This is a genomic window from Parapedobacter soli, assembly GCF_025460835.1.
In the GTDB taxonomy this organism is placed as follows: domain Bacteria; phylum Bacteroidota; class Bacteroidia; order Sphingobacteriales; family Sphingobacteriaceae; genus Parapedobacter; species Parapedobacter soli.
The window spans coordinates 1-12,299 of the sequence record NZ_JAMXAY010000085.1 but is presented as its reverse complement, the minus strand read 5'-3'; the positions used below and the strand labels follow the sequence as shown (position 1 = coordinate 12,299).

Sequence of the window (12,299 nt, the reverse complement as noted above, 5' to 3'; positions counted from 1 at the left end):
CTGTGCTTCCGTGGCCGGCACGTTGCTCTTTTTCGCCAGGCCACGCAGGTAGTGGATGCCGCGCCAGCTGGCGCCGATCACGCTACCCACTTTTCCGGAAAAGGTACCGTTGGCACCGTTGATAAATTTTGCCATTGTTTCTAATGATTTAAAAATTAATACTTCAATTTATACTCTTTGCCAGTGTTTCGATGTACCGGTACGTTGACTGACAGGGGCAAACATAGGACGCTGATCATCAGTATCCTAGCGCTGTCACCCGGCTGTCACCGGATCCGGGGAAGGTTGTCACCGATACGCCCTTTTGGTGACACGGTTGTCACCTGTTTCCTGAATGTTCCCGGAAAACTCCCCAACCGCTGTGCGTCATGGGCGCACCTACAGCGTACCAAACGGCGGTCTTCCTGCTGCCACGCTGCTTTGTACAGCAGGCGGACTGCACGGCAAATGCTGGCGGACAGCCAAGCCACCCGCAGCAGTCTGGCAGCGGTCAGGGAGCAGTTGTACAGCCGTTAGGGCTTTTTGCCCCATTTCCAGAAATAGCAGGCATGGAGGTCTTCCCGGCGGTAGCGGATGCGGCCGTCGTCGTTGCGCACGAAACGGAGTTTACCGTTGATCCGGTACCGGGTTACCGTACGGGGGTCTACCAGCAAGAAGTCTGCGGCTTCTTTGCGGTTGTATAGATGTTCATCCGCCGGGGAAACCGGCTCCATCAACGGTTGTTCACGGCCATTACGCCGTTCGCGGATGTATTCGTGCGCCTCACGGATAAACGGGCGCAAATCTTCTTTGATAAGTTCATAAAGTAACTGCATGAGTCTGGTTAACATGGCACTTTCAGTTAAAAGCACCATCGACAGGCGTCGGATCCGGGCAATGGCAGGCCAGGGAAAAACAGCAAGCATTTTTCGGGAGCTACAGATCTATTTCCGGGATCAGCCATTGTTTCACCGTAGATGGCTGTGAAACAAACGGTTAATTAGGCGATAAAAATAACGGTTCGCAATCAGGAATCCAAATTTTCCAATTCGGCTTCCATATCCGTCGATCCGTGACGGGAAATGGTTTTCACCTGTTCGAGTATCCAGTCTTTCAGCTTGCTTGAGTTGCGGATACTCAGTTCCACTTCCACGGCATCGGGCGATAGGGTTAGCATCAGTTTCCCCGACTCCCTATCCTTCATACATGCAGCAATGGCATGCTGCCCCACCACATACCGCCGGCACACCTGTTTGAAAAAGCCTTCCGTATGCTGTACTACCTGCACAAGCGAATCCTCCTTTGCTTTAAATTTCCTACCATCTTTACACACCAGCTCAATGAACCGTACGGGCTTGCCGCTGTCGTTCTCCTCGATACACATCCTGAAATAGCAAATATCTTCATAGGGAATGGCATGGCTGCCTTCGTCGTCGGCGAGTGAATACGTTCCGGTGTTTCTCTCCGGCTCAACGGCTTCAACCGATGCCGTCCGTTCCCGCTCTATCGTCAATAGCTTACGGAGCCGTTCCACTTCCACGTGCAGATTCCGCACATAAGCAATCAGGTACGCAAAGGCGTAACACATACTGAGGATGATGAGCAGCAGAAACGAGAGGGGATAGTCGGAATAAAAATATCCGGATTCCTTCAGTTCGGACGTATCCGAAAAGAGGTTGTAAAACAGGACGGCAAACAGCAGAACGATGAGGGTGGGTACGAGTACCGCACGGAAAAATTGGTGGAGCAATCGGCTCCAAACATCGTCGAGCCAGGGATGGGAGCGATCCAGAATACGGGTTTGGGCGCCGACGTACCGGATCAGGAACCAGGCCAGCGCGAACGAAAGCCCATAGACCACGGCTACTGCCCAGGTGTGTTCAACCACCAGCACCAGAAACTGTTCTCGCATGCCGATGACCGCCACGGCCAACGCAGCAATGGCAGCACCCCAAAGGCGGGGCAAACGATCGTGATAATTCTGTGGAGTAAAGGTTTCTTCCATAATTTTTTGGTTCAGTATTTAAGTACAGATACAACAAATCTAAAAAATCCGTTCGGTTCGTTCAAGAAAAACAAGTGTTCGTTCGGCATTTCCCTCCGTTCGTTCGGCATTTTTATTTGTTCGTTCAACAAACTGGCTCCCACTTATTTTGTTCACAATCAATCATTTGCATTTTTGACAACGTAAATCAAAACAAATATTTTATGCAGTATCCATTCACATCCATCGGCGTACAGGACTGGCAGACCCACCTCTACGCCCAACCGGATCCCGACATCCGGAACGAAGCCGAATTTGCTTACCTCCATTTCGAGGACTGGGTTACCCAGCGCTTTTCGCTTGATCAATCGCAACGGGACTATCTTCACAACCTGGACTATGCGACCATCCGCTTTGCGGCCGACGGCGTTTACTTCGCCATTACGCACCGGCTACCCATCGTGCTTGAAAAAGACGAGAAGCCCGTGGTGCGAGGAGCCAAGCTGGCCACGCTGATCAAGGAGTTTGAAGGCAGTGACGGAGAGGCCCGGAACACTTCCTTCACGGGTCGGTTCATTGTGCGGATTACGTACTGACCACTGGCGCAACTACAGATCAAAACAACAGCAAATTGCTAACACCCGACGACGTGCGTGCCTGCGGATCCTGGCCCAGTCGTCGGGTGGCGGCTTTTCCGTAAATGGGTATTGAATGAAACGCCTTGCCGACGATCCCATTCTGAAAAGACAGTTGTTGAGCCGCTACCTTTGGCCCCGCATGGGGCTGTCGTGCGGACCGGACGCCTCATTGACCGTCGATATGGCACGCCTGAGCCATCGCTACGAGGTGGTGCGCGGCGAGCATTTCGAACTGGCTGGCCCCTATGAAACCGGGCAGGCCTTCGTTTTTGAGCACGCACTTTCGCACAGCTACTACCACTATGCCGATACAGGCGACGAGCAGGGCGTCTGCATTTACCGACCGCATGAATTGATTTTTCAGCACGATAGCCTGCACTACCGTGAAGACCGGCTGGCCAGCCTACAGGCGCTGGAACCCGGCGGTTTACTGGCCATTCCCTATCCTGCCTTGTGGCAGCTCATGGACCGTCATCCTACGCTGCAAACTGCCGTGGAAACACTGACCCTCCAAAACAAACGCCAGGTGAACGAACTCGGCCGTTTCCTGGGCATGCCTGCGGAAATGCGCTTCCAGAAGTTCAGGGAGATGCATAGAACGCTTCTTCATCGCATACCTCATCGGGTGCAGGCACTGCATATCAACGTATCGAAAAGGCAATTTAACCGGTTTCTGACAAAAGAATAAAAATAGTTGGAGCGTATTGCGCGGTTTTTCTCCGAAGTGCCAAATGGCATAGAAAAACAGTGCCATATGACACTGTTGGGGGATGGAATACCCCCTACCTTGGCTTTTGTAAATCGAAGAATATTATGAACAAAGCCATGTGTCTAATTAACGCAATACATCCAGTCAGTCGACTGGATTTCCACATAGCCACACGTAACCGCAGGTTTGCTTTATTTCGGCGCAGGGCCGTGAGGAAAAGATTGGGGATGTTTCCGAGCCAGATACCGGGGCATCCACGGCTTGGTCAGCCGATGACCGACTAATAAGCAGTTATTGAACAAATAGTTATATCAAACATTAAACGGTAAGCATTTCCGTATAGAAAAATGCCTTTTACGATTATGGAAAAGATAAAAAACATAATCACAGGAGTATTGTCAGTTGCGGTGCTCTTCATTGCCTTTCAAGTGAGTGTAGCTAACGAATCGTCCACAAACAAGTCAACGTTTCTGAAGAAACACACCCAGTCATTCCTTACCGATTTTACTATCCAAGGGGATACCCTGTGGTTTCCGGTAACGATTAATGGACTGGATGATATGGATCCTGCCAGCCAACAGGTATCCGATCAGCCAACCGACCAGCGGCCGAGCGGCGATTGTGACCCGGACAATTCCGGAAAAGTATGCTCGGTGAAATTGGACATTTCGGGTATAACCGACGAAACCGCTTATAATGAATTAAAAAGTCGGATCAATGATTCCACAAACCCAGCCACCATCCAGGATTTCCTGGATCTGGGAGCAACGGCTGAGGAATACTCTCACGAACTTGCGCCCTAACCAAATTTGTAACCCGGCTGGCACATTGTACCAGCCGGGTTTGCTTTATCGTTCATTCTGTTCGTATCCGCCTACCTGGATTGCTTCCAACGGAATTGGCCAGATGTACCGATTACTACCTGGCTCGAGCGTAAACGTACGATCTCCCAAGACCCGCGTCAGTGTTTTTGCATATTTGGTTTCCTTATTCAGTCGTCTCAAATCTTCCCAACGCACCCCCCTGAATACCAGTTCCCGCCTGCGTTCCGCCAAAATTCGATCGAGCAATTCATCGGCATCCCGAACATCCCATGCCACGAATGTGTCTGGCAAAAAGCGGTGTTTTCGTAGGTTATTCACCGCCGCCAGCGCCGTTGGAATGTCCCCTAATCTTACTGCACACTCCGCCTTGGTCAGATATACTTCATCGGTAGCCATCCCCGTAAAATAAGAATACGACGTTGCATCATAGCTCCCTTTAAAATTGAAATTTTCGTCGCTGTTTTTGAGGAAATAAGCCTCACGGCGAATGTCCCCATCTTCGTAGCTGTTATACAGATCATTATCTACGAGCATATAAGTGGTAGTCAGCATGCGTAAATAAATAGTCATTTGACCGGAAAGAGTAGTCAAAAACAGCACTTCGGGATTGCCTACTGCCAGGGGCGTAAATGACAATGGCTTGTTTACATCTACCGTATTGTAATCCAACAATTCGTTGGACAGTGCAAGGCATTGGTCAGCATATTCATACGCATGCTGATAATCATCCATTTGCAGGTAAATACGGGAAAGCAGTGCAAGTACAGCTGCCTTATTAGGTCTATAGGTGGTAACGGCGTTGACCGGAAGCAATTCCTTGGCCACTTCCAGGTCTTTGATAATTTGCCGGTACGTATCCTTCAAACTCGAACGTCCAATCCTGAGGGTCAAATCAGGCTCCAGCCTGAGCGGTAAACCCAGCGATTCCGAAGCCGAACTTTCCTCATATACCGGGCAGAACAACTGTGCCAAGTTATAGTAATTCCATGCCCGGTGAAAGAGAGCTATCCCTCTCGCCTGTTCCGCAACCGCTTTGTCACCCGCAGACAGGGATAAATTGCCGATTCCATCCAATACCAGATTCGCCCACAGGATGCGCTTATACCCGTCGTTCCAGTCCAGCTTAGACGATTCATTCCCTTCAAATATTCGCTTCTCCCACGTGTAGGCTCTTTTTTGGTAATTGTGATTGACACCCGTTGGGAACGTATTGTAAGACGGTTCGGTGAGGTAAAGTTCGTCGCTACCTATCATACCCAAGGCATGGGAAGACACACTCATTGTGCCCGTATTATCCAAGAGCGCGATATAGTCTGCCAGCGACTGAGGGACGCGCTGCCTTACCGAAGGTCTGGTATCCAGAAAACTTTCCCCGCAGGCACACAGCAGGCACGCGGACAGCGTAAAAAAGAAATATTTCATTTTACAATTTTATTAAGTTGATGTTCCATTAAATCGAAAACTGTAAACCCAGCGCAAAGCTTCTTGGGGCAGGATAGTCTGCAGACGGAAACTCGGGGTCGACGCCCGATTTGTTGGCACGCCAGAGAATACCGAGGTTACGCGCATAGAGTGAAAGGCTGATACTCCGGAACGGCAATCTGCTGAAGGTGTTTTTATTCAGCGTGTAGGAAACACCGATATCCCGTAGCCTGATCACATCCCCCTTATCGATCAGTGCAGCAGAATAACGGTAATAATCAGATATCCCCAGGTCGCTTACCCCAATCGCGGCGGGCACATCGGTGAAGCGTTCATCCCCGGGCTTTTCCCAGCGCTTGAAATAATCCATGTGGTAACGCGGAATAAGTAAGTTAAGATATTCGTCGCCCGGGCTCATCGACGTTCGGCGGAACACGTGTCCAAAGTTGTAGGTAATCAGGAAATCCAGTTTGATCCCTTTCCATTGGATGTTATTCCGCAATGAGCCGAAAAACGGCGGCACGGTCACTCCAACCTTAGCCAGTTCATCATAGCTAAGCCCTAAAACGTAATTTGTATACGCACTGACTTCCGTTGTCGGCTTGCCATCCACATACACAACCGGCAGACCATTATCCGCGCTTAAGCCATTCCACGGCGTAGCATACAGCAGATCGACCGATTTCCCTACTTCGGGAACAGACTTCGTGACGAACTCATAGGCATAGCGCAACACCGGCCTTGTGAGGTGGGTAATTTCATTCCGGCTGTAGCTTAGCATGGCCGTGGTGTTCCAGGACAACGCTCCCGTCAGGTTGCGGGTATTCAACTGGATGTCCCACCCGACGGTTTTCAGACTTCCATAATTTACCTTGTAACTTTGGGAAGTCGGTATGCCCAGGGTAGGATCCACTAAATCCGACCCCAGCAGGTGATTGGCCCATTTGGTGTAATACTCAATACTGCCATTGACCCGCTGCTGTTTGGTCCGCCAATCCAGCCCTACGTTCAGCGTATTTACGCGTTCCCACCGAAGGGATGGGTTTCCCGGGCTGGTGAGGTTTGCATACGTGAGCGAGGTATACCCATTGGTGTTCAGGGAAATGGTTGGGTAATGACTTTGTGTTTTATCGATGTTGCCCGCGCTTCCGTAGGTAGTCCGTAGCCTAACATAGGGGAAAGCCGACAGCCGGTAAAAGGGTTCCTGGCTAATCTCCCAACTGCCACCTGCCGACCAAAGCAGCGTGCCCCGCTGGTTTGCTTTCACGCCCAGCAGATTGCTTCCATCCCACCGCATGCTGGTGCTCATTGTATACCTTTCCAGGAAGGTATAACTGCCATTCCCGAAATAGGACAGATACCTATTGGTTGTCTTATCGGGTAGGCCGACGCCCGCGGCAATCGACGAGGAACCGCTGGGTCTGGTCGGAAACCATGTGCTGTGGTCCAGTTGGCCTGTGCCGGTCCATACATCCTTGTCAAAATTGTACAGCGTTACCCCGGGTGTCAACCGGGTGATTGTTTGCCTCACTTCCGCACCACCCAAAACCGATACCGCATGCTTATCCCTAAACGATTTGCTGTAATTGAGCTGCAACCGGCCCGAATGGGCCTGACCGCCAGACGTTGCGTTGTAGTCCATGATGCCATTATAGGGAATAACGCGGTTTCCTGCCTCACCGGTAAACCGGTTCACCAAATCGCGCACATAGTAGCTTTCCTTATCGTGATATTCAGAGCCACCCGATTCACTTACCAGGTATTGATAGCTAAGCGCTGCCTTGACATCCCGCAAAAAGGTGTAGTTGACAGCGCCGTTGAAACGTACCGTTTGCGCGCTCGTCCGGCTATCGTTCAGCCTGATCTCGTCAAGGGGGCGTTCCATCCAATCGAGCAGCCCCGACTCTTCGGCCCTTTCGTGATAACTGCTGCGGTACCTGCTTATGATGCTGCGAGGGTTGCCGTTTTCATCCACAAGACCTTCGTAAATGGAGGCTGCTTTCAAATGCCCCCGGCCATTGTTTTTACCGGACTGCTTGGTATACCAGATGGCACCTGTTATTTCGAGGCCTTCAAGCGCCTTGTAGCTATTCTGCATCCCCACGTTGATCCGCTCATCGCCATTCCCCACGCTGACGCCCCGGTTGCGGTTGTAGCCGCCCGAAAACGAATAGCTGTAGCGCTCACTGCCACCCCGCACGCTCAGGCCGTACTGCTGGGTTATGGCCGGTTGATACAGGTATTGAAGCGACTGGCGGCGGAGATCCGTCTGTTTCATCGCGTTTTCAGCAGCATTAAAATCGTTGTCCGCGATCAAGCCATCACGCTGTTTGATCAGCAACTCCACGTAGCCGGGCAGGAAGGTACGGTCATCTTCCCGGTAAGCCCCGCGCTCGAAGAGTTCCTTTTGGATATCCATCACCGTGGCGGCGGGCAGATATTGCTGGCTGTAAAATAGATCCGGCTTGGAAACGACGTTGATGTTGCTGTTGAACGAAATGCGTGCCGGCTGGTTGTACCGTCCGTGTTTGGTGGTGATCACGATGACACCGTTGCCTGCCCGGGCTCCCCAGATGCTGGCCGCCGCAGCGTCTTTCAGCACGGTGACGCTCTCCACATCATTCGGATCAATGGTGTTCACATCGCCCTCAAACGGGAAATTATCCACCACGATCAGCGGTTCCGAATCGGCCTCGATGGTGCTCAACCCCCTTACCCGCAGCCTCGGTTTGCCGTTGATGTCCTCGCCGGACAGGTTGCTGCGGTCAAACAGCAGGCCGCTGGTTATCCCTTCCAGCCGGTCGAGTATGTTGGGGCTTACGCTGCGGTTGAGCAATTCGTTATCAATGTGCGTAAACGAACCGGTGGCACGTTCACGCGGCACGGCGTAATAGCCGGTGTTCACTTCGACTTCCTGCAGCATGCCGGGATCCACTTCCAGCACGATCCGCAGGGTTTTGGTGCCGGCATCGATGGGCACTGTTTTGCTGAGATATCCCACGTGGGTAAACAGCAGGGAATCCGGTGCCTGCGGGCGGCGGATGGAGAAGTTTCCGCTGGCGGTTACCCGGATGGTCCTACCATTGCCCAATAGCTGCACAGAAGTCTGGGGCAGCGGATCGCCCTCTTTATCGGTCACGTTTCCGCTGAGCAGTTCCTGCGCCGCAACCGGGCCGCAGGAAAATAAAATGAATAGGGTAAAAGTTATCGCTGTCTTCATATGAAAATGGTTTAGTTTGGTTACCGGGTTGGCTGGTTACCGGCACGCTGCGGTTGCCTGGCTTCCAGGGGAAACGCTTCGCGATGACCCGCCAGGACCTTCCGTATGTTTTCGGCCGTGAGGAATTTCGATTCGGGGGTTGCATACACCCGTCCGTCTTTAATCCAGGCCGTATTCCGGAAACTGCGGCCCGCGAATGCTTCATACAGCACACTGTCTGCAATGATGGAAGTCATGTTCCATTGAAACCGCCTCAATATCCGCTGCGTGGTTTCCAGGGTTTGGTAAGTAAATGGAATGACCACGTAATTCTCCCCCTTCAGCAGGGGCTGTATGCTATCGCATTTGATGAAGGAGCGGATGCAGGGACTGCATCCATTAAACCAGAAATAGAGGATGACCAGTTTATCCCGGTAATCCTCCAGCTTGACGGTAGTGGATTCGCCGGTTGTCAGGTCCATGGCCGGATGCACGGTACTGAAAAATTCCTCCGGCAGGCTATCGCCCACCGAGTAGGTTTGCGCATGCGTGTACCCTGCCTGAAACAGCAGCAACAGCATGACCATACTGAGTTTGATTTTTTTCATCATACATTAAAAGATTTGGTGTTGTAATTGATTAATAAGCAGTTCATCGCCCTCCCGTTGCAGGAGGGTGCATAGGTTTGAAATCGTTTCCCGGGCAACGAGCTGTTGCGGTGTGGGTGCCTCCCCGGCCTTCGTGTTTTCAGGGAACGCGATCTTTTTGAGCTGCATGGCGAACGTCCACCGGAGGGATGTACGGTACCGGTTGTCCGGTTCCGGATTGCCTATCGGTTGCCCGAAAATCCATCGGCAGAGCCGGTCCGGGTGATCCGGGCTGCCATCCGCAACCGCTTTCACCAGCAGCGTCTCCATCAGCCGTTCGTGTAGTTTGGTGATGTCTGCCATGGGGTCCAGGCCGATCCGTCCGGTTGCCGGGTTATCCAGCAGCCATCGGGGCGGGGTGATGAACCTGTCGCGCAGGAACTCCAATGCCCGGGTCTGGTCATCGGTTGATACCCGTACATTATTCCACTCCCCTTCCGCCGTGCGGATGCGGTGGTACCTCCCACCGATCCATGCGGTTACGGAATTCAGGTAATTGCCGTATTGACCGATGACCTCACGGTACACTTCGGTGGCCTGCCCGGGATGGGGATACCATACGGTCAGGCTGTCCACCATCCGTTGCAGGTTGTTGATGCCATACGTGGCTGCAAGAATGGGATCGTCCCCCAAATCCTCAGCCTGGCAGCGGGGATCGGTGGATTGCCGTTCCTCTGCGCCGAACCAGCGCATGCCGCTGTCGCCCGTTTCCGCTGTCCAGTTATTCAGCCGTTGGCGGTCGGCTTGGGTATCGCCGGATGAAAGCCGGTAGCGGTACCCCCATTCGATGGCCCACCGGTCATACGGGCCGATGCGGGGAATCAATCCCGGTAGCGGCACCTTATCCCCGGGCTGCGCCACGTAATTGACGCGCACGTAATCCATAATGGACGGGCTGATGGGGTTTTTGGCCAACCAATCGGAATCCCGGAGGTTTTCCACGGGCACCACGGACGACGCCCCGAAATTGTGCACCAGACCGAGGACGTGGCCCACTTCATGGGCAATGATTTTTCGGATCATGGCGCCCATAAAGGCCGTATCCGTTTCATTGCCCCGCAGCATGGGCCGGTGTACTGCGCCCATCATGCGTCCCCATTTGATGATGTTCCGGATGTGCCCATGGTGCCACGCGATGTGTGCGTTGAGTATCTCCCCGCTGCGGGGATCGGTGACGAGCTCGGCCGTTGCATTCCGTACGCGGCTCGGTTTATAGCTGACCATCGGATAACGTGCATCACCCACCATCCGGCTTTCCATTCCGGGCGGCACCCGCTCGCCGCGGATGGCGTTTTTGAAACCCGCCTGCTCCAGGGCAGGCTGCCAATCGTTAATGCCCTGTATCATGTAGGGTACCCACTCCTCGGGCATGGCCGGATCGATGTAGATGACCAGCGGTTTGGCGGGTTCGACCGGTTCGCCCCGGAAATAGGCCTCCCGGTCCTCCGGGCGCGGTTCCATGCGCCACCGTTTTACCATCCGCAGGTCCTGCTGCGGCGTATAGGCGTTACTGTAGTCAGTGGCCGACTGCGTATAATACCCCACGCGATGATCGGGCTGCCGGATTTCATACCGAATAACAGGCAATAGGAACCAGACCGAACGCATACCAAACCGTACCGTTTCGCTGTTGTAGCTATAGGTTTTGATGCTGGTGGTTATGAGATGATCATCAGTTACTTCCACTTCCGAAACCGCCGAATGCTGCGACTGCATGGCTCCTACCTTAAATTTACGGCGCAGCGAACCGGAAAAAGTCATGATGGTATTATCCCCAGATAGGAAATCCGTGGCATCCACGAGCGAACCGTTATCTAATCTGTTGCGGCAAAGCACCGGAAAGCTGTGGAGGATGGGTAAAACATCGGCGTTGGTAGGTAACGCCAGCTTGCCGTCTTCAGCCTGAATCCGGTTTGAATAATCGAGCGGATATATTACGATGGCGTCATCGGATTCCCTGTCGAATCGGAACAGGCTTTCGTTAGCGAGATCGCCACTGAAACCGAGGAAACTGAGGAATGGATCAAAAGGCTTATCACCCGCCCATCCATTGGCTATGCGGTTTATCGTCAGGATATCGCGGCCAAGGAGTGAATCGGGAATCTCCAAATAGATCTTCCCTCCTACCTCATGCACGCTCAGCATTCCGTATTGGGAATTGGCATTCGCGGGGATAATTTCGGTAAATGATTTGTTGCCCGACAACACAGGCCCCGAGGACTCGGGGCGCTGTGCGCGGGCTTCCAAACACATGATCGTGTAAACTGCCATCAAAAAAATTGGCGGTTTTATGCGGTATTGGCTATTTTTGGGACATAGCAATCCCATTAAGCGTAATTTTGACTTCATTTAGTTGTTGATATGGTTAGGCAAAGAAATATAATTCCCCCCAATCGTTGGACAGATTTTTTATAAACTAAGTGAGATATTTCTATTATCCCACCCCCAAACATCAACCATAACCTGCCTGCGCGGCGAGCGCCCGCCGGAGGCACCTGTTTTCCTCAGCTTCATGCGACCTCCTTTTGCTTGAGGCTATGGTAGACCTCACCGGGGATTTCATCTTCCAGGCTTTGGTGTCTCCTTTGGTTGNTAACCTGCCTGCGCGGCGAGCGCCCGCCGGAGGCACCTGTTTTCCTCAGCTTCATGCGACCTCCTTTTGCTTGAGGCTATGGTAGACCTCACCGGGGATTTCATCTTCCAGGCTTTGGTGTCTCCTTTGGTTGTTGTAATACCCGAAATACGTTTGCAGACCTTGGTAACAGGCCAGGCCATCTGCAGCTGGAAACAAGTACACATGTTCGTACTTTACACTCCGCCACAGCCGTTCGATGAAAATATTGTCAATCGCGCGGCCCTTGCCGTCCATGCTTAACCGGATGCCGTTTCCGGTCACC

11 protein-coding genes and 1 pseudogene are annotated in these 12,299 nt (G+C 52.6%); 4 read left to right on the top strand and 8 right to left on the bottom strand.

Features of this window, described 5'->3' with window-relative positions:
* Positions 1-135 (bottom strand): DUF6266 family protein (locus NGM62_RS20765; RefSeq protein ID WP_262249124.1); only part of this gene is annotated, 135 nt, incomplete at its 3' end.
* Between the two features lie 48 nt (positions 136-183).
* Between NGM62_RS20765 and NGM62_RS20760 the strand changes: the two genes are divergently transcribed.
* Positions 184-516 carry a hypothetical protein gene (locus NGM62_RS20760; protein WP_262250234.1) on the top strand — a complete coding sequence of 111 codons (333 nt, stop codon included), beginning with the start codon at positions 184-186 and terminating at the stop codon, positions 514-516.
* Here the strand turns inward: NGM62_RS20760 and NGM62_RS20755 are convergent.
* A complete protein-coding gene (locus tag NGM62_RS20755; RefSeq protein ID WP_262250233.1) occupies positions 513-830 on the bottom strand; it encodes a helix-turn-helix domain-containing protein in 318 nt (105 codons plus the stop codon). The two genes, NGM62_RS20760 and NGM62_RS20755, sit on opposite strands and share 4 nt — an antisense overlap.
* A gap of 176 nt (positions 831-1,006) precedes the next feature.
* Entirely contained in the window at positions 1,007-1,984 is a 978-nt protein-coding gene (locus NGM62_RS20750; protein WP_262250232.1) for a hypothetical protein, read from the bottom strand.
* Between the two features lie 203 nt (positions 1,985-2,187).
* On the opposite strand from NGM62_RS20750, the gene NGM62_RS20745 reads away from it, so the two are divergent.
* The 3 genes from NGM62_RS20745 (at position 2,188) to NGM62_RS20735 (ending at position 4,113) form a co-directional block, all read left to right on the top strand.
* Positions 2,188-2,559, top strand: coding sequence for a hypothetical protein (locus tag NGM62_RS20745; protein ID WP_262250231.1), 372 nt, complete (start codon positions 2,188-2,190; stop codon positions 2,557-2,559).
* A 223-nt stretch (positions 2,560-2,782) separates the two neighbouring features.
* Positions 2,783-3,289, top strand: a complete 507-nt coding sequence (locus tag NGM62_RS20740) for a hypothetical protein (RefSeq protein WP_262250230.1) — start codon at positions 2,783-2,785, stop codon at positions 3,287-3,289.
* Positions 3,290-3,672: 383 nt separating this feature from the next.
* Entirely contained in the window at positions 3,673-4,113 is a 441-nt protein-coding gene (locus NGM62_RS20735) for a hypothetical protein (protein WP_262250229.1), read from the top strand.
* 45 nt (positions 4,114-4,158) lie between these two features.
* Here the strand turns inward: NGM62_RS20735 and NGM62_RS20730 are convergent, their stop codons facing one another.
* From NGM62_RS20730 to NGM62_RS20710, 5 genes and pseudogenes are all read right to left on the bottom strand, one after another.
* A complete protein-coding gene (locus NGM62_RS20730) occupies positions 4,159-5,556 on the bottom strand; it encodes a RagB/SusD family nutrient uptake outer membrane protein (RefSeq protein WP_262250228.1) in 1,398 nt (465 codons plus the stop codon).
* 28 nt (positions 5,557-5,584) lie between these two features.
* On the bottom strand, positions 5,585-8,776 hold the full coding sequence (locus NGM62_RS20725; RefSeq protein ID WP_262250227.1) for a SusC/RagA family TonB-linked outer membrane protein: 3,192 nt from the start codon (positions 8,774-8,776) through the stop codon (positions 5,585-5,587).
* Positions 8,777-8,796: 20 nt separating this feature from the next.
* Entirely contained in the window at positions 8,797-9,366 is a 570-nt protein-coding gene (locus NGM62_RS20720) for a redoxin domain-containing protein (RefSeq protein WP_090622465.1), read from the bottom strand.
* Between the two features lie 3 nt (positions 9,367-9,369).
* Entirely contained in the window at positions 9,370-11,673 is a 2,304-nt protein-coding gene (locus NGM62_RS20715) for a zinc-dependent metalloprotease (protein WP_262250226.1), read from the bottom strand.
* 403 nt (positions 11,674-12,076) lie between these two features.
* Positions 12,077-12,299 (bottom strand): annotated as a pseudogene (locus NGM62_RS20710) (integrase core domain-containing protein); the annotation flags it as partial.